We start from the raw sequence: 23,480 nt of genomic DNA, 5'->3' as shown, positions 1-23,480 counted from the left end.
TGACCCGGGCGGCCCCCACCACCCGGGCGCGGCCGCTCAGGCGACGCGACGCTTCAACTTGCGCCGTTCGCGTTCGGACAACCCGCCCCAGATTCCGAACCGTTCGTCGTGCCCGAGCGCGTATTCCAGACACTCGGCCTTGACCTCACACCGGGAGCAGATCCGCTTCGCCTCGCGGGTCGAGCCGCCCTTCTCGGGAAAAAACGCCTCCGGATCGGTCTGCGAGCAGAGCGCCTGCTCTTGCCATTCCGGAGCGTTTCCGAGCAGGTCGGCCACCTCGAGTCGGCCGTCCATCCAGTTGCCTCCTTATCGCGCACCGGCGCGGCGGCCGGCGCAACCCCCCACGCGGAAGGCGTGTTTGTCCGTCCGGTAGCGATTTGATGCGCTCCGTACGAACGACCCCACTGAAATTACACGTGTGTCATACGTGCGTCGTCAAGCCGAACCTGCTAAGTGGAGCCACCCTTGCCGCGTGCCCGGACGACTGTGGAGTCATCGGGTCTCGCAACCTGCCCTATCGATTCAGACCGGGTGCGGGTAACGCCCGCTCGGCGAGTTGCGTCGGATATCCGGCGTGGCGCGCCCGGCGCGCCACGAGCGCCGTGCGCCGCCGCGCGGATCAACCGGCGTATCCGTAGACCGTCGTCCGACGCCGCGCCGGCCGGCCGGCGGCCGCCGCGATCCCTTCGAGCTGGCCGATGGTACGGGCGGAGCCGTGGTCCGAGCCAGCCATCCGGGAGATCGTCTCCTCCATCAGCGTGCCGCCGAGATCGTTGCAGCCGCTCCGGAGCAACTCCGCCGCACCGGAGTCGCCGAGCTTGACCCAGGAGCACTGGATGTTGTCGATCCGCCCGTGCAGCAGCAGCCGGGCCATGGCGTGCACGACGCGATTTTCCCGCCAGGTGGGACCAGGCCGGGCGATGCCGGCAAGATAGATCGGCGCGTTGGTGTGCACGAACGGCAGCGCGACGAACTCGGTGAACCCGCCGGTGCGGTCCTGCAACCCGGCCAGCACCCGGAAGTGACCCAGCCACTGCCGGGGGTGGTCGACGTGGCCGTACATCATTGTGGAGCTGGACCGGATGCCCAGCTCGTGCGCGGTGCCGACCACCTCGACCCAGGTGGCGGCCGGCAGTTTGCCCTTGGTGAGCACCCAGCGCACCTCGTCGTCGAGGATCTCGGCGGCGGTGCCCGGGATGGTGTCCAGCCCGGCGTCGCGCAGCTCGGTGAGCCAGTCCCGGACCGGCACGCCGGCCTTGGCCGCACCGGTGACGATCTCCATCGGCGAGAAGGCGTGCACGTGCATGCCGGGCACCCGGGCCTTGATCGCCCGCACCAGCTCGGCGTAGGCGCCGACCGGCAGCTTGGGATCGATGCCACCCTGCATGCAGACCTCGGTGGCGCCGGCCGCCCATGCCTCCTCCGCCCGGTCGGCAACCTGCTCCACCGAGAGGCGGTACGCGTCCGCGTCCCGCTCCCGCTGGGCGAAGGCGCAGAACCGGCAGCCCACGTAGCAGACGTTGGAGAAGTTGATGTTGCGGTTGACCACGTACGTCACGTCGTCGCCCACGGCGGCCCGGCGCACGTCGTCGGCAATCCGACACAGCTCGTCCAGGGCCGCGCCGTCGGCGGTGAGGAGGGCGAGCGCCGCCGCCTCGTGCCGGGGCTCCAGCAGTGCCGCCGGATCGTCGGCGGCCAGCCGCAGCCCGGCCCGCAGCTCCGGATCGTCTTGCCGGGGCGGCGCGGGTGCTGCCGCGCGCAGCGCCCCGGACACGTCGGCCGGCACCCGGGCGCCGACGGCGGACCAGTCGCCGTAGACGGAGTCGAAGTCGCCGCGCCGGTCACCGGTCCGGCCGGTGCTGTCGATCGTGGCATGCAGGTCGGTCCGGCCGCCCGGCACAAAGGCGTCGTCCGGCTCCTGCCAGGGCCGGCCGGTCGGCCGGGCCGACTCGACCGCCAGCCCGGTGCCCGGGTCGGCGAGCGCCCCGACGTGGGCGGCGAGCCGCGGATCCAGCCACGGATCGGCGCGCCGGACGTACTCGGGATAGACGGTCAGCCGCTCCCGCAGGGTGAACCCGGCGGCGGCGGTACGCGCCGCCAGCTCGTCCAGGTGCGGCCAGGGTCGCTCCGGGTTGACGTGATCCGGGGTCACCGGCGAGACGCCTCCCCAGTCGTCGATGCCGGCCCGCAGCAGGAGGTCGTACTCCCCCTCGATCAGGTTGGGCGGCGCCTGGACCCGCGCGCCCGGCCCGAGCAGGATCCGGGTCACCGCCACGGTCGCCGCGAGGTCGTGCAGCTCGGCGTCGGGCATCCCGCGCATCGCGGTGTCCGGCTTGGCCCGGAAGTTCTGCACGATGACTTCCTGGATGTGGCCGTACTCCCGGGCACTGCGCCGGATGGCGAAGATCGAGTCGATCCGCTCGGCGGGCGTCTCGCCGATCCCGATCAGGATGCCGGTGGTGAACGGCACCGCCACCCGCCCGGCGTCGGCCAGCACCCGCAGCCGGACGGCCGGTTCCTTGTCCGGTGAGCCGTAGTGCGGCCCACCCGGCTCGGCCCAGAGCCGGGTGGCGGTGGTCTCCAGCATCATCCCCATGCTCGGCGCCACCGGCTTGAGCCGCTGCAGCTCGGCCCAGGAGAGCACGCCGGGGTTGAAATGCGGCAGCAGGCCGGTCTCCTCCAGCACCGCGATCGCGCACGCCCGGAGGTAGTCCAGGGTCGAGTCGTAGCCCCGCTCGCTCAGCCACTGCCGGGCCTGCGGCCAGCGCGCCTCGGGCCGGTCGCCGAGGGTGAAGAGCGCCTCCTTGCAGCCCTGCGCCGCCCCGGCCGCCGCGATCGCCAGCACCTCGTCCCGCTCCAGATAGGCGGCGGGGAGCCGGTGCGGCACCGTGGCGAAGGTGCAGTAGTGGCAGCGGTCCTGGCACAGCCGGGTGAGCGGGACGAAGACCTTCTTGGAGAAGGTGACCACGCCGGGGCGCCCGGCATCGGCCAGCCCGGCGTCACGGATCCGGCCGGCGGTCGCCAGCAACTCGTCCAGGAACTCGCCGCGCGCGGAAAGCAGTGTCGTCGCCTCGTCCGGGTCGAGGGTCCGGCCCTCCGCCGCCCGGCGCAGCGCCCGACGCAGACTCGCGACGGTCGGTTGGTCACTCCCATCAGCCACTCGTGCAGCCTAGGCCGTATCTCCACCGACACCGTGCCCGCCAGCCTGCTGCCGTAGCCGGGCGGAGGTGGCAACGGTCACAGCCGGCGGCCGGGCCCTGGTCGGATCAGCGTGGTTGGGTCGGGTCGTCGTCGCGATCCGCCGGCGGCGGCTGGACGCCGGCCGACGGCTGCTGGCTGGCCGGGTTGATCCGCTGCGTACGGTCGGGGACGTCGGACCCGCTCCGCTGCGAGATCACCTGGGTGCGCCCGGTCTCCTCCGTCTCCGGCTCGCCGGCCGGGGCGTCCGCGGGAGCGTCCGTTGGCCCGGTCTCAACCTGCGGTGCGGACGACTCGGCACGAGGCGCTGGCGGGGCCGAGGAGGGAGCCGGTGGAGCGGACGACGGCGGCGCCGAGGAGGGAGCCGCGGGAGCAGCCGAGGCCGGCGGGGCGGACGACGGAGCGGCGGAGGGCGCGGCGTACCCGGGTTGACCGTAGCCGGTCGGCTGACCGTAGACCGTGGGCTGGCCATGCTGGCCGTAGACGTGCGGGGCGGCGGGCGGATACCCCTGGTGTGGAGCGACCGGCTGGCCGTACGGCGGCTGGCCGTACGGCGGCTGGCCGTACGGCGGCTGGCCGTACGGCGGCTGGCCGTACGGCGGCTGGCCGTACGGCGGCTGGCCGTACGGCGGCTGGCCGTACGCAGGCTGCTGGCCGTAGGACTGGGGATGGCCGTAGACGCCGGGCTGGCCGTAGACACCGGGCTGGGGTTTCGGCTTCGGCACCTGGAAGAGCAGCCGCCACACCCGGAAGACCACGAAGGCCGCGACCAGCAGCATCAGGAACATCCCGCCGAAGACGAGGGTCCTGGTGAACGCCTGCCGGAACTGCGTCTCCGCGAGCAGTCCGAAGATCCCGGCGAGCAGGGTGATCACGCCGAGCAGCAGCGAGACACCGTACTCGACGAGCGCGATGAGCGTGATCAGCCGGGCGTGCCCGACCACCGGCTGGAGGTGCGTGGCGAGCAGCACCGCGAGCACCGGCAGGGCGATCTGCTCCAACCCGGCGAAGGCGTAGAAGAGGCTGAGCGAGCGGCCACCGAAGTCGGAGCCCTCCCAGCCGCCGAAGAAGAGCTCGATCAGCCCGCTGAACAGGAAGAGGGCGTTCGCTCCGACGAGCACCAGCGCGATCAGCTCGCGCAGCGGCTTGGTTGTCGAACTGGCCTGCGGCGCCTCGCTCGGCGCGGGCCCGGGCTGGCTGGTCAAGGCTCCCCCTGAGGGCGGTGACGGACTCCTGCGACGCCTGAGCCTAGTCGGCCGGCCCGACCGCCGCCCGTTCGACGCGGATGGGCCAGGATGGAGGCCATGCGCATCGCAGTTTTGACGGGGGGCATCGGCGGCGCCCGCTTCCTGATCGGCGTCCGTGCGTACGCCCGTCAGGTCGGCGCCGACGTGACCGCGGTGGTGAACGTCGGCGACGACGTCGTCATGCACGGCCTGAGGATCTCCCCGGACCTGGACAGTGTCATGTACACCCTCGGCGGCGGGGCGGACCGGGAGCGGGGTTGGGGCCGCGCCGGCGAGACCTGGACCGTCAAGGAGGAGCTGGCCGCGTACGGCGCGGAGCCCACCTGGTTCGGCCTCGGCGACCGGGACGTGGCGACCCACCTGGTCCGGACCACCATGCTGAACGCCGGCTATCCCCTCTCGGCGGTCACCGAGGCACTCTGCGCCCGCTGGCAGCCCGGGGTACGCCTGCTTCCCGCCACCGACGACCGCCTGGAGACCCACGTCGTGGTGGGCGCATCCGACGCCGGCGGCCCGGACGCCCAGCGGGCGATCCACTTCCAGGAGTGGTGGGTACGCCACCGCGGCGACCTGCCCACCTCCCGCTTCGTCTTCGTCGGCGCGGAGGCGGCCAAGCCGGCTGCCGGGGTGCTCGACGCGCTGGCCGCCGCCGACGTGGTGCTGCTCGCCCCGAGCAACCCGGTGGTGAGCATCGCCCCCGTGCTCGCCGTCGCCGACCTGCGGGACGCGCTGGTCGGCGGCCGGGCACCCGTGATCGGAGTCTCGCCGATCATCGGCGGCGCCCCGGTACGCGGGATGGCCGACCGTTGCCTGGCGGTGCTCGGCGTGCCATGCACCGCTGCCGGGGTGGGCGGGCTCTACGGCGCCCGGTCGACCGGTGGCATCCTGGACGCCTGGCTGGTGGACACCGCAGACGCCGGGACCGAGGTAGAGGGGGTGACCGTGCGGGCTGCTCCGCTCTGGATGACCGACGAGGCGGCGACCACGGCGATGGTGCGGACCGCGGTGGAGCTGGGATGAGACTTGAGGTGCTTCCGGTGCTCGGCATCGGCGACGTCACCGAAGGTGACGACCTGTCGGCGATGATCGCAACCGCCGCGCCGTGGCTACGGGACGGTGACGTGCTGGTGGTGACCAGCAAGGTCGTCTCGAAGGCCGAGGGGCGGCTGGTCGACGTGCCGGTCGACGGGCCGGAGCGGGAGGCGGCCCGGGCGGAGGTGCTGGCCGGCGAGACCGCCCGTCCGGTGGCCCGGCGCGGCGGGACCCGGATCGTCCAGACGCACCACGGCTTCGTGATGGCCTCCGCCGGGATCGATGCCTCCAATGTGGACCGTTCCCGGCTGGTCCTGCTGCCGAAGGATCCGGACGCCTCCGCGCGGGCGCTGCGGGCCGGGATCCGGGAGCGGCACGGCGCCGACATCGCGGTCATCGTCTCGGACACCATGGGCCGGCCCTGGCGCAACGGCCTCACCGACGTCGCGCTCGGGGTCGCCGGGATGCCGGCGGTCCGCGATCACCGGGGCGAGGTCGACCCGTACGGCAACAAGCTGCACATCACCCAGATGGCCGTCGTCGACGAGCTGGCCGGCGCGGGCGAGCTGGTCAAGGGCAAGTGCGACCAGGTGCCGGTCGCGGTGGTCCGCGGCTATCTCGGCACGGCCGACCCCGACGACGGGCCCGGCGCGGCGGTGCTGGTCCGCGACGCCGAGCACGACCTGTTCGCCCTCGGCACCGCCGAGGCGCGGGCGGACGGGCTGCGCGCCGCCGCCACCCTCGGCGAGTCGACGCCGGGCACACCCGCTCCGGTGGTGCCGGCGGTGCTGGACGGCGCGGACGGCGGACTCGACCGTGCGGCGGTGGACCGGGCACTGCGGACGGTGGCCGGGGTGGTCGCGCCCGGCACGGTCTGCACCCTGGTCACCGACGAGCAGCGGGTACGCGCCCGGCTCGGCGCGACGGTGCCGGCCGAGAAGCTACCGGCCACCGCGCTGCTCGACTGCGCGCCACCCGGGCCGACCGGGCCCGACCCCGACGCCCTGATCCGGTTCGGTGCCGACCTGCACCGGCTGCGGGCCGCCCTGGCCGCCGAGGGGATCGGCTCGGCTCTCCTGCCGGCGCTACCGGCTGCCGGCGGCGGCGAGGCCGGCGTCGGGGTGACCCTGTTGGTCAGCGCTCCGCTGCCCCCGCCGACCGTCGCCGGCTGAGCCGCCGACGCCCGCCGTCGGTCCGCGGACGTCCTCGGCGAAGACGCTAATCTGCCGCCGGACGGAACCGGGCGGGGGCCACGGAGCCAGCTTCGGAGAGGGGCAGCAGCGGGGCCGGCGGTCAGCCGGTCAGCATGGCCCGGCCGAGCGGGGTCAGGATGTGCAGCACGGTGTTGCGGTCACGGTGGCTGACCAGCAGCCCGGCGTTACGCAGCACCGTGGTGTGCTGACTCGCGGCGGCCGGCGAGATGTTCAGCCTCCGGGCCACCTCTCCGGTGGAGCAGCCGTCGCCCACCACCTCGAGTACCCGGGCCCGGGTCCGGCCGATCAGCGCGGCGAGCGCGGCCTGGTTCTCCGGCCGGCCGGTCCCCCGGGCCGGGCCTGCGCCCTCGCCGGGCGCCGGGGTCAGGCCACCCAGCCGATCGACCGGATAGACCAGGACCGGCGGCAGCTCGGGATCGACCAGGGTCACCGGGATGCGGGCACAGAAGAACGACGGCACCAGCAGCAGCCCGCGCCCGTCGAGATGCAACTCCCGCTTCACCGGATAGCCCGGCACCTCCAGCAGCCCCGCCTCCCAGCGCATCGCCGGGCGGAGGCTGGCCAGCAGCCCTTCGGTCCCGCCGTCGAGCAGGGCTCGGGCCCGGCGCGCCCGGTCCGCCTCCACCGCGGCCTGGATCCGGTCCCAGTACGGCTCGATCGCGGTCGCCTGGTAGACCCGCATCGAGTCGGTGAGGTGCTCCAGTACCTCGACGTCACCCCGCGCCAGGGTGCTCGCCGAGCTGGGCAGTGGCAGCGGACTCTCCGCGGCCAGCACGTTGAGGTCGCGCTCCAGCGCGCCGATCGGGGTGGAGCGGACGGCGTCGAGCCCTGCCGCCAGGCCGTACATGCTGTGGTAGGGGGTCAGGAAGTCGGGAAAGTAGCCCCGGGGCGGGTTGAGGGCGAGCAGCAGTCGCAACTGGCCCGGTACGGTGTCCCGGCGCAGCCCGCCGGAGACGCCACGTCGCCAGCCCGCCATCACCGGGTCCCGGCTGCGTCCCTGCAACAGGTGCAGGCTGAGGACCAGCTCCCAGATCTGGTCGGCGGCAGGAGCGACACGGGTCCGGGCGACGTCCTCACCGGAGAAGAAGATCCGCAGCATGGCATGCACTCCCGGGGCCGGATGGGGTTGGCCGGCAACCAGTCGCACTCTACCGGGCGCTATCTATCAGCGTCTTTCAGTGTCAGTCGAAATACCTCGACGCCCGGCGACGCGGGCGGGCATGCTCACTGTGCCGATACGGAGTCACGCGGTGCCTAACCGCCCGCTGGTTCTGCGGCGTGCTGGGGGGTAGGGGAGGAACGCGGCGACCCGGACGATCGCCACGAGGGTTCGCGGACAGCCGTCCGCGAAGCGCGCCGTCCGGGTTGTCGCCTCCCTTCTCTACACCCTCTCCACACTCCGAGCGCCCTGCTGCGGATCGGGATCGGCGCCGCATGCGGAGGGCGTGTCTCGGCGCGGAGTGGGCGTGCCCGTTGCCGTGCTCAGCCGGGCAGCTCTGACATGATCAACAACGCGACCCGGTGGTCCTCGTCGGTCACGTAGTAGCGGGCGCCGTCCAGTTCGGTCAGCCCCTCCACGTTGTGCAGCGGCGCGAGGTCCGCCACCAGATCGCCGGCGACGCTGGCCCCGGCCGGAGCGGGGGGCCAGCGGAACCGGACGTGCCGGCTGGTCACGTCGCCACCGGCCGGATGGTCGTCGAGCAGCACCGACCGCTTGCCGAGCGCGTCGATCGAGCCGACCACCGCGTCGTACCCGCCGTCGTCCCGGGCCGACAGCGCCCGGAAGCCGGTCAGCTCGCCGGGCCGGGTCACCCCGGTCAACGCGTACGCCCCGACGGCGTGCGGCCAGCTCCGCCGGTCGAACATCCCGGCCACGTCGGCCAGCTCCACCAGGATCGGCTCGCCCCGGTCGGTGACCGGGAACCGCAGCCCGAGCAGCACCGTACCGGCCGGGGTGAAGGCCGCCGCCTCGACGTTCACCGGCAGGTCCTCCGCGCCCAGTCGGCCGGCCCAGCTCTTGGCTCGAGCGATGCCCCGGTCCCGGGTCGCGGCGATGAAGCGGTGCCGCACCCGCTCACCCGGCGGCAGCACGGCGATCCCGGCCGCCACCAGGGCGTCGTTCACCGCCCGGTGCAGCCGGAACTGGTTGCGGACCACGTGCAGCCGGAGCAGCGGACCGGCCGCCTCCGCCTCGCGGAACCGGGCCACGAAGGCCCGCCGGGGGCGCAGCGGCCCGCGCTTGGAGCCGAAGTGCGAACCGAAGACGTAGATCCACCCGTCGTGCCGGGCCAGCGCCTCGCCGTCCTCGGTCCGGCCGTTCTCGGTCCCGGCGTCCATCCACATGTGGTGCGTCTGCCACTCGCCGTCGTGCCGCTCCACCAGCAGGGCCAGGCAGTGCTCGACCGACCCCTCGTCGAGCACCGTCCAGAACGCCCGCCGCGCACCGTGCGCGGCGAGCACCTCGCGGGCGTGGACGGGCAGCAGGTCGCTCGCCTCGTTGCCGGCCACGGCGAGTTCGACCGTACGCGTAGGGCACGTCATACCGATCATGCTACGAACTCCGCACCAGCTCCCTGGCCACGAGCGTGCACGGTGTCGGGCGTCGTGCGACCTGCGTCACGGACAAGTTCGTGCGGCCCTTGGTCACGCCTCCTCGGGTGCGGGACCCGGCCTGCCCCGCCTGGCCAACCGCCACGATGACCCCTGGTGCCGTCCATCACCGTGCAGGTTGGTGTCACAGCACTAGGGTGGGGCCGTGCCCGATGCCCTCTACGCCGACGCGTTGGCCCTGCTCACCGCCTGGCGGCCGCCGACGCCCGAGGCGACCGCCAACCTGGCCGGGACGCTGCGGCTGCTGCACGAGGCGGGCCCGGCTGCGCTGACCCGGGAGCACCGGGCCGGGCACGTCACGGCCAGCGCCCTGGTGCTGGACGCGACCGGAAGCCGGGTGCTGCTCTGCCTGCACGGCCGGTTCCGCCGCTGGGTCCAGCTCGGCGGGCACTGCGAGCCCGGCGACGCGACCCTGGCCGGCACGGCGCTGCGGGAGGCGACCGAGGAGTCCGGGATCCCCGGCCTGCGGCTCGACCCGACCCCGATCGACCTGGACGTCCACCCGGTCTCCTGCGGGGGCGGCTCGTTCCACCACGACCTGCGGTTCGCCGCCGTCGCCCCGCCCGGTGCTGTGGAGCGGGTCAGCCCGGAGTCGGTCGAGCTCGGCTGGTTTCCGCCGGACGCGCTGCCCGAACCGCTGGCCGGTGCCACCGCCCACCTGGTGGCACCGGCCATCGCCGTCTTCGAGCGAAACTTCCCGCACCCGGCACCTCACAGGTAGGGGTGGGCCTCCTCGGCCTCCAGCGCGGCGACGATCTCCTTGACCTCCTGCGCGCGGGACCGGGCACAGACGAAGAGTGCGTCCGGCATGTCGACCACCACGGTGTCCTGGACACCGAGGGTCACCAGCAGCCGGCCCGACTGGCTCACCACCACCGAGCGTTCGGTGTCCCGGAGCACGACCCGGCCGGCCGGTTGCGTGCCGTCGGGCCCCTCCCGGAGCACCACGTTGCTGGCGTCGTCGCCGGACAGCGCCTCGCCGAGGGTGTGGAAGTCGCCGACGTCGTTCCAGCGGAAGTCCGCCGGCACGGTGGCGACCAGGCCGCGCTCCGCCGCACCCTCCATCACCGCGAAGTCGACCGAGATCTTGGTCAGCTTCGGCCACATCCGGTCCAGCACCGCGGCCTGCTCGGGGGTGTGCCATGCCTCGGCGATCTCAATCAGTCCGGCGTGCAGCTCCGGTTGCTGCCGGGCCAGCTCGCCGAGGAAGATGTCGACCCGCCAGACGAACATCGAGGCGTTCCAGTAGAAGCGGCCGGACTCCACGTACTTGACCGCGAGATCGTACTCGGGCTTCTCCTTGAAGCGGACGACCTGCCGGGCCGGGCCGTCGCCGATCGGCTCGCCCGACTCCAGGTAGCCGTAGCCGGTCTCCGGGTGGGTCGGGGTGATGCCGACCGCGACCATCAGGCCGTCCTGTGCCGTCGAGATCGCCGCGCGGAGCACCTCGAGGAAGCGCGTCTGGTCGCCGACCACGTGGTCGGCGGAGAAGGCACCCATCACCGCGTCGGGATCGCGTCGGGCGATGATCGCCGCCGCCAGCCCGATGGCGGCGCAGGAGTCCCGGCGGGAGGGCTCGACGAGGACGTTCTCCTCGGGTACGTCCGGCAACTGCCGGGCCACCGCCACCGCGTGCGCGGCGCCGGTGACCACGAACGTGGTGTCCGGGCCGGAGAGTGGGCGCACCCGGCGTACGGTCGCCTGGAGCAGCGACTCGTCCGAGCCGGTCAGCGGGAGGAGAAACTTGGGGCGGCCGGCGCGCGAGAGTGGCCACAGACGCGTGCCACTGCCGCCGGCCGGAATCACGGCGTAGAACATCGCCACATCATGCCCGAGACGTCAGGTGCGGCACGCGCACACCGGCTGATAGCACCCGATTTCCACCCGACTCGTTACGCGGCCCGGGCCCGGCCCCAGGCCGCCAGGTGCACCTCCGCGCTGGACTCCCAGGTGAACTCCTTGGCCCGGTCGAAGCCGGCCTTCGCCAGGGCGAGCCGGCGCGCCTCGTCGTCGAGGAGCGCGGCAAGATCGGTCGCGATCTGCTGCGGATCCTCGCTGGTGTACGCGACCGCGTCGCCGCCCACCTCCGGCAGCGAGAGCCGCGGCGTGGTGAGCACCGGGGCGGCGCAGGCCATCGCCTCCAGGATCGGCAGCCCGAAGCCCTCGCCGTAGGAGGGATAGGCGGCGACCAGCGCACCACCGAGAAAGCCCGGCAGGTCGGCGTAGCGCAGGTAACCGGGGCGGAGCAGCCGTAGGTGGCCCGGGACGTCGGTCACCGCGTGGTCGATGTCGTCGTCGTGCCCCTGACCACCGGCGATCACCAGGGCCGGCGGCTCCGGCCGGTCCTTGACCGCCAGCACCCAGCCCCGGATCAGGTTCGGCACGTTCTTGCGGGGCTCCTTGGAGCCGAGGAACGCCACGTAGCTGTGCCCGCCGAGGCCGAGCCGGGCGCGTACCCGGGCCTTCTCCTCGTCGCTCGGTGCGTGGAACGCCGCCTGGTCCACCCCGTGGTAGGCGACGTCGATCCGGGTCGGGTCGGCGTCCAGCAGCCGGATCAGCTCGTCCCGGGTGGCCTTGCTCGGCACGATCACCCGGTCGGCCCGGCGCAGCGAGGTCTTGATCGCGCTGCGGAAGAAGGTCCGCTTTGATTTGTCGTAGTGCTCCGGCTCGGTGAAGAAGGTCGCGTCGTGCACGGTGACCGTCACCGGACAGCCCGCCCTCAGCGGGCAGGTGTAAAAGGGCGAGTGCAGCACGTGCGCGCCGACCTGCTGGGCCAGCAGCGGCAGCCCGGTCTGCTCCCACGCGAGCCGGGCCGGCCGGTGCGCCACCGCCGCCGGTGCGGCGATCACCTCGGCGGCCGGCAGCATCCGCGAGTATCGCTCGACGTCGGTGCGGAGTCCGACCACGGCCAGCTCCAGGCCCGGCCCGATCAGCTTGCCCAGGGCGCCGAGCAGGCCGTCGACGTATCTGCCCACGCCGCCGCGATCGGCGGGGACGCTGGTGGCGTCAATGAGCACGCGGGGCGGGCGACCGGCGGTCACTGGGCAACTCCTCGACTTGGATGTGATGTGGGGAACAACACTTGCTCCAAGCCTACGCCGCACGGTCCCGGACGCGTCGACTGCGACCCGTCGGGCAACTGTCTTTCCGGTGACTCTGACACGGCCGCCACGCACCGTCACCGTCGGCGCCGGCCCGGCCGGAGACCGACCTCGCCGGCCGTCCGGAGCGGCGCTCTCCGGACCGGCGCTCACCCGATCGGTATCGTCGCGGGCGATGACCGAGAACATTGCCGCGCTCGTCGCCGCCGCGATCGCCACCGACCCGACCCGACCGCTGCTGACCTGGTACGACGACGCGACCGGCGACCGCACGGAACTCTCCGGTGCGACCCTGGCGAACTGGGTGGCCAAGACCGCCAACCTGCTGGTCGACTCGGCCGGCGTGGCACCGGGCGACCCGGCCGGGGTGCTGCTCCCGCCGCACTGGCAGACCGCCGCCGTGCTGCTCGGCTGCTGGTCGGCCGGGCTGGCGGTCGACGGTGCCCGCCCCGGCGAGCGGGCCGGGCACCCGGTCGAGGTACTCTTCGCCGCCGCCGACCGGGTCGCCGAGGCGGACGCCTGGCCGGCCGGTGAGCGGTACGCCCTCGCGCTCGCCCCGCTCGCCGCCCCGCTGCGGGACCTGCCGGCCGGCTGGACCGACTACGTGGTCGAGGTACGCGGGCACGGCGACCACTTCGCGCCGTACCCCGCGGCCGGGCCACAGGACCCGGTGCTGGTCGACCTGGCGAGCACGCGCGCCGCCGAGCTGGGAATCGGGGCCGGTGACCGGGTGCTGGTCGACGCGGCCCGGCACCCCGACCCGGTGGACTGGCTGTTGGCCCCGCTGGCCGTCGGCGCCAGCACGGTGCTCTGCGGCAACCTCGACCCGGCCCGGCTCGCCGACCGGGCGCTGGCGGAAAAGGTCACGGTCCGGTTGAGGTAACCTACGTCACACCGGCCCGCCCACGTCACGCCGAGCCGGCCGGCGCCGCCCCGGTCCGTTGCCGGGCCAGCCGCTCGAAGGCGGCCAGCGACTCCGGATTGGCCAGGGCGCCGGTGGCGGCGGCCGAATCCACCGCCACCCCGGTGAGGATCTTCTTCACCGGCACCTCCAGCTTCTTCGCCGAGAGCGTCCTCGGCACCGCGCCGACCTGGTGGATCCCGTCCGGCACGTGCCGGGGCGAGAGGCCGGTACGCAGCTCCCGGTTGATCCGCGCGGTCAACTCCGGCCCCAGCTCCAGCCCCTCGGCCAGGACGACGAAGAGCAGCAACTCCCCCGCACCGCCCTCGTCGTCCTCCAGGTGCACCACCAGCGAGTCGGTCACCTCGGGCAGCCCCTCCACCACCGAGTAGAACTCGGCGGTGCCGAGCCGCACCCCGCCCCGGTTCAGGGTGGCGTCCGACCGACCCGTGATCACACAGCTCCCCCGCTCGCTGACCGTGATCCAGTCGCCGTGCCGCCACACTCCCGGATAGACGTCGAAGTACGCCTCCCGGTAGCGGCTCCCGTCCGGGTCGTTCCAGAACCCGACCGGCATGCTCGGCATCGGCGCGGTGATCACCAACTCGCCGAGCTGGCCGAGCACCGGATCGCCGCCGGCCGACCGCGCCTCGACCCGGGCGCCCAGACAACGGCAGCTGATCTCGCCGGCCCGGACCGGCAGCAGCGGCACGCCGCCGACGAACCCGGTGCAGACGTCCGTCCCGCCGGAGATCGAGTCGAGCCGCAGGTCGGCGCCGATCTCGTCGTACACCCAGCGGAAGCCCTCGGCCGGCAGCGGCGCACCGGTCGAACCGACCCCGCGCACGGCGGAGAGGTCGACCAGCTCCGCCGGGCGCAGCCCGGCCTTGCGGCAGGCCAGCAGGAACGGCGCCGAGGTGCCGAAGTAGGTGGTGCCGGTCTCGGCGGCCAGCCGCCACAGGGTGCCGAGGTCCGGCTCGGCCGGCCGGCCCGGCTCGACCCGGACCGCCGGGTTGCCGTCGAAGAGCACGATCGCCGCGCCCACCGCCGGGCCGGAGACGAGGAAGTTCCACATCATCCAGCCGGTGGTGGTGAACCAGAAGAACCGGTCGCCCGGCCCGAGGTCGTGGTGCAGCGCCAGCATCTTCAGGTGTTCGAGCAGGATCCCGCCGTGCCCGTGCACGATCGGCTTCGGCAGCCCGGTGGTGCCCGAGGAATAGAGCACGTAGAGCGGATGGTCGAACGGCACCGCCGCGAAGCTCAGCGGCTCCCCGGTCTCGGCCGCCAGTTCCGCCCAGTTCGACGTCCCCGCCACCCGCCCCGGCCCGGCGGCGGACCCCGGCGCACCGCCGGAGACCGGCCCGCCGTCGGGCTCCGACGCGTCGCCCCGCGCCAGGTAGGGGATCACCACCGTGTGCGCCACCGACGGCAGCTCGGCCCGGATCGTCGCCAGCTCGGTCCGGCGGTCGACGGGCTTCTCCCCGTAGCGGTAGCCATCCACCGCCACCAGCACGGTCGGGGCGATCTGCCGCCAGCGGTCCAGCACGCTGCGGGTGCCGAACTCCGGCGCGCAGGACGAGAAGACCGCACCGAGGCTGGCGGTGGCGAGCATCAGCACGAGGGTCTCGGGGATGTTCGGGGCGTACGCCGCCACCCGGTCACCGGCACCGACACCGAGCCGGACGAGCCCGGCCCGGACCCGGCGTACCTGCTCGCGCAGGTCGGCGGCGGTCAGGGTGACCGGGGCGCGGGTCTGGCTGTGCGCGATCACCACCGGCTCGTCGTCGGCGATCCCGGGCATCCGGAGCACGTGCTCCGCGTAGTTGAGGGTGGCACCGGGAAACCAGCGGGCCCCCGGCATCGCCGGATCGGCGAGCGCCACGGTCGGCTCGGCGTACGCCCGGACCTCGAAGTAGTCCCAGATCGAGCGCCAGAAGCCGTCGAGATCAGTGACCGACCAGCGCCACAGCGCCTCGTAGTCGTCGAGGTCGAGACCCCGGTGCCGGCGCAGCCAACCCAGGTAGTCCCCGATCCGGCTCCGCTCCCGTACGTCGGCCGGTGGCGTCCAGAGCACCTCGCCGTCGACCATCCGCCCGCTCCTCCCCTGCGCCCAACACCCGACCCGCCATTGTCCGCCCCCGCCACCCCACCCGACGTGTGCCCACCCCACACAAGGAAGGGCCCCCGCATATCGTTTTCTGTCGTAGCAGGGCCCCTTCCTAACCGCCCTTCGGAGGGGTGGGTGCGTCAGGCGGCGCCCCGGTGCGCCTGGATGGCCTTGCGCTTGGCCAGCCGGTGCTCCCGGCGGATCTCCGCCTCACGGAACCGTCGCTCGTCCTCGGGGGTCTCCGGCAGCACCGGGCGGACCGGGCGGGGGTTGCCGGCCACGTCCACCCCGACGAAGACCAGGTACGCGGTGGCCACCAGGATCGGGGCGTCCTCGGCGCTGTCCCAGCGCTCGGCGACCACCCGGACCCCGACCTCCATCGACGTCTGCCCGGTCCAGTTGACCTGGGCGTGCGCGTGCACCAGGTCGCCGACCCGGACCGGCTCGGCGAAGACGATCTCGTCGATCGCGGCCGTCACCGCCGTACCGCCGGAGTGGCGCGCCGCCGAGGCTCCCGCCACGTCGTCGACGAACTTCATCAGCACGCCACCGTGCACCGTGCCGTAGAGGTTGACATCGACCGCCGTCATGATCCGGCTCAGCGTGACCCGGGAGTACGCGGTCGGCTTCCCCGGCGGCGGTGGCAGGAACTGCTCGGTCATGCCGGCAACGGTACGGTGGGAGCGGGTCGTGTCACCCTCGCCGGTTACCCAGCTCACCCCGGTCACCCCACGGTGACAGTCAGCAAGATCGATTTAGACGCGCCGGGGCAGGCTGCTCCACGCCGTTCCAGGCGGTACGGTGCGCGGATGCGACATCTCTGGAGCTTCCTCGCCGGAGTGGTGGCGGCGCCACTTGCCTGGATCCTGATCGCGCTCGGTCAGGACGGGTCGGCCCGCACGGTCACCCGGTGGGAGGAACTCGGCACGTACAACACGGCCAACCTGATCCAGGGGGCCGTCTATCTCGCGGTCGCGGGCATCCTGCTCGGCCTGCTCGGCACGCTGCGCCTCTCCCCGGCCGGTCCGCTCGTCGCCGGCCTACTGCTGGCCGCCCCGTACGTCGGGTTCTTCATCGACCCGTTCGCCGTACGCGACGCGGTGCCGGCGAACTGGAGCCTCTTCGGCGACCCGCTGCCGCTGGTCCAGGTTCTGGACAACGGCACGACGTTCGTGATCGGCGCGCTGCTGCTGATGGCGACCTTCAGCACCCAGCGGTGGCGCCGCTGGCCCTGCCCGGCGACCGCCGGCTCCGCCCCGTCGGCATCCGATGTGGAGGAGGCGCCCCGGACCGACTGGTCCGCGCTGACCAACCCGCCGGAGAGCGACGTCAGGCCCCCGACGCTCGGTTACCCCGAGCCGGACACCACGCCGACAACGCCGCTGCCACGCCGCGAGGCCGGATCTCCGTGGGCGGCACCGCCCCGGACCGGCCCCAAGCGCGACGACGCGGCGGACAGCACCACAGGCTGACCGACCCGTACGACGAGCCGGCACCACGACGGAGCCCGACCGTGCCGGGGCGGGTCGTTCAGTCGATCCGCCCCGGACCAGCACGCCGCCGGGGGCACGGCGTTGCCCGGTACCGGTACGGTGCCGGAAGACACCCGGAGAGGGGACGCCGCCGTGCGACACCTTGGATCGCTGTTTTTCGGCCTGGTCAGCGCCCCGACGATCTGGGTGTTGACCGGCATCGGGTGGATCAGGTTCAACGGTGGCATCCAGGTCGACGAGCTCGGTGACAAACTCCTTGGGTTCGCCGTCCTGCTGGTCGTCGGCGGACTGCTCGCCGCACTGCTGCTCCCCCGCTGGTCCCCGGTCGGTCCGGCGGTCGCCGGGGCCCTTTTCATGATCATGGCACTCTGGTCGCTTGTCGACTTCGGCTCACTCATCGACGTCATGCCGGACTCGCTCTTCGGGGTCCGGTTCGCGCTCACCGCGCCGTCCGGGGCGCTCTCCGTGCTGCTCGGCGTCCTGCTCTTCGCCACCGTCGCCGTACCGCACCGGTGGCGTTCCGCCCGTCCGGCCCCGGCCGGCCCGCCGGGCGCCCCCGGTCAGCCCGGATACCGGCCATACCCGGGCACCTACGCGCCACACGGTCCTCAGTTCCCGCCCGGTGGTCAGTTCCCGCCCGGTGGCCCGGTGCCCGGGCAGTTCCCGCCCGGTGGCCCGGTGCCTGGGCAGCCTGCGCCGGGCATGCCCGGGCCCGCCGGGCACCCGCCGAACTACGGTCCCTCGGCCGCACCGAGCTTCCCCCAGTCCGCACCGCCGAACTTCGGCCCGGCGGTGCCACCGCACTACGGACCCCCGGCACCGCCGCCCCCGGCACCGCCGTACCACGCACCGGCCGGGGCGACGCACCACGGTCCACCCCCGACACCGGCGTCGCGACCGGCCGAGCCGTCGAGTGCGGACGAGACGACCCAGATCACCGGCCCGGACGACGACATGGACGGAGTCACCCGCCGGCTCGGCGACCGCTGACCCCGTGCGCCGACACCGCCACAGCGCCACAGTTCCGGCGAGGAATCCCACCTGTTGCCGAGGAGTGCTGAAATAGGTATTGGTCGTTAGGTGGGGAGGCGTCGCATGGCCGAGTTTCCGGCGCACCTGTTCAGGATGGACGGCGACCCGGCCGCGATCCGTGCCTCCGCCGGCCGGTGGCACCAGTTCGCCGGCGCGGCGACCGGGGCGGCCGGCCAGATCACCGGCCTGGACACCAGCCAGTTCGTCGGGCCGGAGGGTGACCAGTTCCGCGACGGGCTCAACGCCGACATGCCCCGGCATCTGCGGATCACCGGCGACGCTTTCGACAGGGTCTCCACCGGGCTCACCACCTTCGCCGACCGGCTCGACACCCTCCAGGGGCAGATGCGCCCGGTGGCCCAGCGCGCTCCTGGGCTCTGGCAGGCGTTGCAGGCCGCCCGGGGGCGGGCGGACCGGGCCGAGGCCGCCGACGCCCGGCACGAACGGGAGATGGCGAACCGCCCGCCGGAGGAGACCACCCCGGACACCTACCGCTCGGACAGCGGCGCCGCCGGAGCCGCACTCGGGCAGGCCCAGCGTGACTGGGACGCCTGCGTCGCCGAGGCGGGCAACCTGCGGGGGCAGTTGACCACCGCCGTACGGGACTGTGTCGCCGTCGTCAACGACGCCAAGGGGATGCGGTTCACGGAAAATCCAAAGTGGTGGGACCTCGGCGGCCAGTTCACCAACTTCGTCCGGGACAACAAGGAGCTGCTCCAGCAGCTCTCCGGCGCGCTGAAGGTCGTCTCCCTCGTCGCCGGCCTGCTCTCCTTCATCCCGGTGCTCACCCCGATCATGGCGCCGATCGCGCTCGGCACCGCGCTGGCCGCCTCCGCGATCGATCTGTCGATCTACGCCGCCACCGGCGAGGGCTCGCTGCAGACCATCTTGATCGACGTCGGGCTGAATCTCCTGCCCGGAGTGGGCAAACTGGTCAAGCCCCTCGGCGGGGCGCTGCGGGCCGGCGGCAACCGGCTCGCCTACGAGGCCGGCCGGCTGGGCAGCGGCCTCCGCGCGGCGGCCCGGGTGCCGGTCGCCGACGACATCGCCGGGATCACCGCCGACGGCGCCCTGATGATGCGGGCGACCCCGGCGCCCCGGTTCAACCTCCAGGAGCGGCTGACCGCGTTCCGCGAGGGCCGGGCCGAGTACGTCAAGGAGATCCCGATCAACAGCTCCCGGCACCCGGAGTCCGCCCAGCACATCCTGGACGCGCAGTCCGGCCAGATCTGGCGGGGCGACCGGGTGGTCCAGGGTGACCCGAAGCCGTCGATCCTGACCATCGACCGGGCCGGCGCCGACGCCAACCGGGCCGACTCGCTGCGCGGGGTCGAGCCGCGCGGCCGGGACGGCCTGGACCGCGACGAGTACCCGCCGGCCATGTTCGCCGAGGGCGGCGAGGGCGCGAGCGTGAAATACATCGACAGCAGCGACAACACCGGCGCGGGGGCTAGCATGGGCAACCGGCTGAGAGGCCTGCCCGACGGTGCGATGATCAAGATAACCGTCAGGTGAATCCCGAAGAGACGAATGCCGTAGCGACGAACGCCGTAGCGATCTAGGAGTCATCGACCGTGGACGCCACCGCGCTGGCCAGCCGGGCCCGGCAGAGCCGGGGCCGCGAGGTCCTGCCCGAGCTGCTGGCGCTGGCCGGTGATCCCGCCGCCGGTGACGACCGGTGGCAGGCGGCCGCGTCGGCGATCGAGTTGCTGCTCTGGACCGAGCGGCCCGGCGACGCCGCCGAGCTGGCCGAGTCGGTGATCACGGCCGAGGCCGACACCGCGCTGGCCAAGCAGGACTTCCCGTTCGACACCGCACTGCTCGCGGCCGACCTGCACGCCGGAATACCGGCCGGGCCCCGGCTGCGCCGGCTCGCCGGGCTGCCGCCGGCCGGCAGCGTCCTGGCCCGTCGGCTGGACTGGCTCGCCGGGCGGCTCGACGGCACCGGCCCGGCGGCGCTGCTCCCCAACCACCACGACTGGGGCGGCGCACCGGGCGCGCTCGGGCCGGTCGGCGAGGCACTGCGGAAACAGCCGTACGCCACACTCCGCCCCAACCAGCGGCGGGCACTCTGGTCGGCCCTGGAGTCGGCCAACGACATCGACGCCGCCCGGCGGCTGCGCGGCGCTGGCGGTGACGATCCGCCGAGCTATCCCGGCCGGGTCTGGCTGGCCGGCTGGGCGGTGCACGACGGCGATCCGGCCGAGGCGGAGCGGCTGCTGCTCTCGGCCGCCCCGCTCTGGCGGCCGTACGCGAGCTGGGACTGCCTGCCGACCGACCTGGCCGTCGAACCGACACTGCGCCGGGCGGTGACGCCGGCCGTCTGGGATCGTTATCTCTCCGGGCCGCTGGGCCCCGAAGCGAGCGAGGGGGAAGCCTGATGACCCAGACCGCGCTGGAGACGCTGCTCGGCCGGGCCAGGGGCCCGCTCGGCGCGAACGCGGAGGTGGACTTCGGACCCGCCACCGGCCCCTTCGCCGAACTGGGCCGGATGCTCAGCCGGCTCAACGGCTTCTTCGCCTTCGACGCCGGGGTGCAGGTGTTCCACGCCGGTGGGCCGGGCGTCGGCCCCGAGCTGGTCACCTGGAACGACGAGAGCACCTGGAAACACACCTACGAGGGACTGACCGGCGAGACCTTCTGCTTCGGGCAGGACGTGCTCGGGACCCAGTTCGCGATCATGCACGAGCACGTGGTCAGCCTCGATCCGGAGACCGCGCAGGTGCGGGTGATCGGCCCGTCGCTGGAGTCCTGGGCGGCCTGGCTGCTGGACGATCCACCGGTCAATGCCACCGCGAACCTGGCCCGGGCCTGGCAGGACGAACACGGCGCGCTCGGCCCGGACGAGCGGCTGATCCCCCGGCAGTTCTTCGTGCTCGGCGGCGGCTACGAGCTGGACAACCTGATCGCCAGGGACGCCGCCACCGCGATGCGGATCCGGGGCCCGATCGCGGTGCAGCTCAAGGGCCTGCCGGACGGCGCCCAGGTCAACCTCTCGGTGGCGGAGTGAGCGACCGCGGCTGGCGGCCGGCCACCCCGGCCGAGGCGGTGGCTCCGATCACCCGGCTGGGCGGCCGGCCCTGCTGGTCCGGAGCGCCGCGCTGGCCGGCGCACCGGGGTGAGCCGCTGGAGTTCGTGGGCCAGTTCGCCGTACAGGAGCGGCTGGTGCTGGTCTTCATGTCGTACGCCGAGGACGCCGAGTCCTGGCCTGCCGAGGGTGGCGCCAACGCGGCCCTCGTGGAGCCGGACGGTGCCGTGCCGGAGTGGGTGAGCGTCACGGCCGACCCGGACGGGCCGGTGGCACTCGGCACCGAGGTGCTCGTACCGGCCGGCTGGACTCCGGGAACCCACCCGGTGTGGGTGCAGTACGACCAGACCCCGGCCGCCGCGCCGATCTTCGTCGCCCAGCTCGCCAGCTTCCCGGACGAGCGCGGGATGATCACGTTCGGCGACGGCGGTGTGGCGTACGTCTTCCGGTCGGCGGACTGGTCCCGGGCCAGGCTGCTCTGGCAGACCTCCTGACGGTCTGGCAGACCTCCTGACGGTGGCGGCTATCCGTCGGTCCTGAGCAGCTGTCGGGCCATCACGATCCGCTGCACCTGGTTGGTGCCCTCGTAGATCTGGGTGATCTTGGCGTCCCGCATCATCCGCTCGACCGGGTAGTCCCGGGTGTAGCCGTACCCGCCGAGGAGCTGCACCGCGTCGGTGGTGATCTCCATGGCGGCGTCCGAGGCGAAGCACTTCGCCGCCGCGCCGAAGTAGGTCAGGTCGGCGTCGCCCCGTTCCGACCTCCCGGCCGCCGCGTACGTCAACTGCCGGGCCGCCTCCAGCTTCATGCCCATCTCGGCGAGCATGAACTGGATGCCCTGGAACTCGGCGACCGCCCTGCCGAACTGCTTCCGCTCCCGCACGTACGCCTTCGCGTAGTCCAGCGCCCCCTGCGCGATCCCGACCGCCTGGGCGGCGATGGTGACCCGGGTGTGGTCGAGGGTGCGCATCGCGGTGCCGAAGCCGGTGCCCGCCTCGCCGATCATGCGGTCCGCCGGGATCCGCACGCTGTCCAGGTAGACCTCGCGGGTCGGCGAGCCCTTGATGCCGAGCTTCTTCTCCGGTGCCCCGAAGCTGACCCCGGGATCCGACTTCTCCACCACGAAGGCGGAGATGCCGCGCGACCGCGCCGCCGGATCGGTGACCGCGAAGACGGTGTAGTACTCCGACACCCCGGCGTTGGTGATCCACCGCTTGACGCCGTCGAGCACGTAGTGGTCGCCGTCCCGCACGGCTCGGGTGGTCATCGACGCGGCGTCGCTGCCCGCCTCCGGCTCGGAGAGGCAGTACGAGAACATCGCCTCGCCCCGGGCCACCGGCGGCAGGTAGCGCCGCTTCAGCTCCTCGGAGGCGGCGAGCAGCAGCGGCAGGGTGCCGAGCTTGTTGACGGCCGGGATCAGGGAGGAGGCGGCGCAGGCCCGGGCCACCTCCTCGATGACGATCGCGGTGGCCAGCGCGTCGGCCCCGGCGCCGCCGTACTCCTCGGGGATGTGCGGGGCGTGGAAGTCGGCGGCCCTGAGTGCGTCGTACGACGCCTTGGGGAACTCGCCCGTCTCGTCGGCCTCGGCCGCGTTCGGGGCGACCTTGGCGTCGCAGACCTCCCGGACGGCCTCGCGGACCGCCTCGTGCTCCTCGGGCAGCAGGTATGCGTCGAACGACGGCTCACTGGTCACCGCAGCCTCCCCGGCACTCGTTCTCCGGTGGCGGGCACCCCCGGCAGCCCGACGATACCCGCCAGTAACCAACTTCCGGCACCCCTCCCCCGGACCACCACCGGGCGACCACCGTGCCCGGGTGGCGCCCGGCCGCCCGTCACCGGGCCCCGCCCGAGGCGAGCTGCTACCTGGTCAGCACTCGCCGCCCCAGCGGTAGGAGCCGACCGGGACCGAGTACGGGAAGTTGCCGCGCCCCTCGGCCCAGCCGTAGTGCAGGCACGCCAGCAGGATGCCCCTGTAGTTGGCGGCCTCGTAGACGTAGACGTGGTCGCATCCGGCACAGGGCACGCCGTTGTTGAAGTACGACGCCCGGTAACCACAGCTCGACGAGGGTGCGTTCCCCGTCGACCAGCAGACAGAACCGTTGCCGTCCCGCTGGGTGTAGAAACAGACGGCGCCGGAGTTGCATCCCCACGCCGCCACGGTCTGCCCGGTGAAGACGCCCGGCGCGATCTCCCTGACGTCCACCACCCCCGGCGCCACCGGTGCCGGCGCCACGCCCGAATCGGCACTCCCGCCGGACGGGTTCGCCCGGGCCGCTCCCGGGCAGAGCATCACCAGCAGGGTAACAGCAGCGACACCGGCCAACAGCGAACGCATCCTCTTCATAGCCGCATCTCTCTCCTCAGGGGTTATTCGGGCGCCAACCTAGATGAGGGCCAGCACGGAGGAGAAGAAACGGCCGTCAATCCATTTCGGTATTGCGCAACGCGGCCGACCCGGGCCCCGAACGGGCGGCTGCCGGGCTACGGACCTCCTGTAGTGCGAGCGTGCGGGACGGG

Annotated in this window: 21 protein-coding genes; 10 read left to right on the top strand and 11 right to left on the bottom strand. The window is 73.2% G+C overall.

Annotation, left to right across the window (positions count from 1 at the left end; genetic code table 11):
- Positions 1–36: 36 nt before the first annotated feature.
- The 3 genes from ACN28C_RS10680 to ACN28C_RS10670 all read right to left on the bottom strand — a co-directional run bounded on the left by ACN28C_RS10680 (position 37) and on the right by ACN28C_RS10670 (position 4,403).
- The gene (locus tag ACN28C_RS10680) at positions 37–294 is read right to left on the bottom strand and encodes a WhiB family transcriptional regulator (RefSeq protein WP_421495091.1); all 258 of its coding nucleotides are present in this window, start codon (positions 292–294) and stop codon (positions 37–39) included.
- 325 nt (positions 295–619) lie between these two features.
- Positions 620–3,160: a bifunctional FO biosynthesis protein CofGH gene (locus ACN28C_RS10675; RefSeq protein WP_422773339.1), complete on the bottom strand. Its 2,541-nt coding sequence runs from the start codon at positions 3,158–3,160 to the stop codon at positions 620–622.
- A 106-nt stretch (positions 3,161–3,266) separates the two neighbouring features.
- Positions 3,267–4,403, bottom strand: coding sequence for a hypothetical protein (locus ACN28C_RS10670; protein WP_422773338.1), 1,137 nt, complete (start codon positions 4,401–4,403; stop codon positions 3,267–3,269).
- Positions 4,404–4,502: 99 nt separating this feature from the next.
- Here ACN28C_RS10670 and cofD point away from each other — a divergent pair, with 99 nt between their 5' ends.
- On the top strand, positions 4,503–5,465 hold the full coding sequence (cofD, locus tag ACN28C_RS10665; protein ID WP_422773337.1) for a 2-phospho-L-lactate transferase: 963 nt from the start codon (positions 4,503–4,505) through the stop codon (positions 5,463–5,465).
- Positions 5,462–6,649, top strand: a complete 1,188-nt coding sequence (locus ACN28C_RS10660; RefSeq protein WP_422773336.1) for a coenzyme F420-0:L-glutamate ligase — start codon at positions 5,462–5,464, stop codon at positions 6,647–6,649. Before cofD ends, ACN28C_RS10660 begins: the two co-directional genes overlap by 4 nt.
- A gap of 121 nt (positions 6,650–6,770) precedes the next feature.
- On the opposite strand, the gene ACN28C_RS10655 is transcribed toward ACN28C_RS10660, so the two are convergent.
- Together ACN28C_RS10655 and ACN28C_RS10650 are read right to left on the bottom strand one after the other, a co-directional pair.
- A complete protein-coding gene (locus ACN28C_RS10655) occupies positions 6,771–7,790 on the bottom strand; it encodes an ArsR/SmtB family transcription factor (protein ID WP_422773335.1) in 1,020 nt (339 codons plus the stop codon).
- A gap of 383 nt (positions 7,791–8,173) precedes the next feature.
- Positions 8,174–9,232, bottom strand: a complete 1,059-nt coding sequence (locus ACN28C_RS10650) for a hypothetical protein (RefSeq protein WP_422773334.1) — start codon at positions 9,230–9,232, stop codon at positions 8,174–8,176.
- Between the two features lie 214 nt (positions 9,233–9,446).
- Here ACN28C_RS10650 and ACN28C_RS10645 point away from each other — a divergent pair, with 214 nt between their 5' ends.
- On the top strand, positions 9,447–10,022 hold the full coding sequence (locus tag ACN28C_RS10645; RefSeq protein ID WP_422773333.1) for an NUDIX hydrolase: 576 nt from the start codon (positions 9,447–9,449) through the stop codon (positions 10,020–10,022).
- Here the strand turns inward: ACN28C_RS10645 and ACN28C_RS10640 are convergent.
- Positions 10,013–11,119, bottom strand: a complete 1,107-nt coding sequence (locus tag ACN28C_RS10640; protein WP_422773332.1) for a mannose-1-phosphate guanylyltransferase — start codon at positions 11,117–11,119, stop codon at positions 10,013–10,015. The two genes, ACN28C_RS10645 and ACN28C_RS10640, sit on opposite strands and share 10 nt — an antisense overlap.
- Positions 11,120–11,193: 74 nt before the next feature.
- Entirely contained in the window at positions 11,194–12,342 is a 1,149-nt protein-coding gene (locus tag ACN28C_RS10635) for a glycosyltransferase family 4 protein (protein ID WP_422773331.1), read from the bottom strand.
- Between the two features lie 235 nt (positions 12,343–12,577).
- Here ACN28C_RS10635 and ACN28C_RS10630 point away from each other — a divergent pair, with 235 nt between their 5' ends.
- The gene (locus tag ACN28C_RS10630) at positions 12,578–13,285 is read left to right on the top strand and encodes a TIGR03089 family protein (protein ID WP_422773330.1); all 708 of its coding nucleotides are present in this window, start codon (positions 12,578–12,580) and stop codon (positions 13,283–13,285) included.
- Positions 13,286–13,310: 25 nt separating this feature from the next.
- Here the strand turns inward: ACN28C_RS10630 and ACN28C_RS10625 are convergent, their stop codons facing one another.
- Both ACN28C_RS10625 and ACN28C_RS10620 read right to left on the bottom strand, forming a co-directional pair.
- Complete coding sequence (locus ACN28C_RS10625) at positions 13,311–15,392, bottom strand: acetoacetate--CoA ligase (RefSeq protein WP_422773329.1); 2,082 nt, start codon at positions 15,390–15,392, stop codon at positions 13,311–13,313.
- Positions 15,393–15,550: 158 nt separating this feature from the next.
- Complete coding sequence (locus ACN28C_RS10620; protein WP_422773328.1) at positions 15,551–16,072, bottom strand: acyl-CoA thioesterase; 522 nt, start codon at positions 16,070–16,072, stop codon at positions 15,551–15,553.
- A gap of 147 nt (positions 16,073–16,219) precedes the next feature.
- Between ACN28C_RS10620 and ACN28C_RS10615 the strand changes: the two genes are divergently transcribed.
- From ACN28C_RS10615 to ACN28C_RS10590, 6 genes are all read left to right on the top strand, one after another.
- Complete coding sequence (locus ACN28C_RS10615) at positions 16,220–16,882, top strand: hypothetical protein (RefSeq protein ID WP_422773327.1); 663 nt, start codon at positions 16,220–16,222, stop codon at positions 16,880–16,882.
- Positions 16,883–17,035: 153 nt separating this feature from the next.
- Entirely contained in the window at positions 17,036–17,893 is an 858-nt protein-coding gene (locus tag ACN28C_RS10610; RefSeq protein ID WP_422773326.1) for a hypothetical protein, read from the top strand.
- Between the two features lie 105 nt (positions 17,894–17,998).
- Entirely contained in the window at positions 17,999–19,450 is a 1,452-nt protein-coding gene (locus tag ACN28C_RS10605) for a putative T7SS-secreted protein (RefSeq protein WP_422773325.1), read from the top strand.
- 59 nt (positions 19,451–19,509) lie between these two features.
- Positions 19,510–20,316, top strand: a complete 807-nt coding sequence (locus ACN28C_RS10600) for a hypothetical protein (RefSeq protein ID WP_422773324.1) — start codon at positions 19,510–19,512, stop codon at positions 20,314–20,316.
- A complete protein-coding gene (locus tag ACN28C_RS10595; RefSeq protein ID WP_422773323.1) occupies positions 20,316–20,945 on the top strand; it encodes a hypothetical protein in 630 nt (209 codons plus the stop codon). Before ACN28C_RS10600 ends, ACN28C_RS10595 begins: the two co-directional genes overlap by 1 nt.
- Positions 20,942–21,457, top strand: a complete 516-nt coding sequence (locus ACN28C_RS10590) for a hypothetical protein (RefSeq protein ID WP_422773322.1) — start codon at positions 20,942–20,944, stop codon at positions 21,455–21,457. Before ACN28C_RS10595 ends, ACN28C_RS10590 begins: the two co-directional genes overlap by 4 nt.
- A gap of 29 nt (positions 21,458–21,486) precedes the next feature.
- Here the strand turns inward: ACN28C_RS10590 and ACN28C_RS10585 are convergent, their stop codons facing one another.
- Together ACN28C_RS10585 and ACN28C_RS10580 are read right to left on the bottom strand one after the other, a co-directional pair.
- Positions 21,487–22,656, bottom strand: a complete 1,170-nt coding sequence (locus ACN28C_RS10585; RefSeq protein WP_422773321.1) for an acyl-CoA dehydrogenase family protein — start codon at positions 22,654–22,656, stop codon at positions 21,487–21,489.
- Between the two features lie 174 nt (positions 22,657–22,830).
- Positions 22,831–23,307 carry a peptidase inhibitor family I36 protein gene (locus ACN28C_RS10580; RefSeq protein ID WP_422773320.1) on the bottom strand — a complete coding sequence of 159 codons (477 nt, stop codon included), beginning with the start codon at positions 23,305–23,307 and terminating at the stop codon, positions 22,831–22,833.
- Positions 23,308–23,480: the final 173 nt, after the last annotated feature.

This window comes from Plantactinospora sp. WMMC1484, from assembly GCF_049315195.1.
Taxonomy (GTDB): domain Bacteria; phylum Actinomycetota; class Actinomycetes; order Mycobacteriales; family Micromonosporaceae; genus Plantactinospora.
This window is presented reverse-complemented; position numbering and strand designations above follow the sequence as displayed.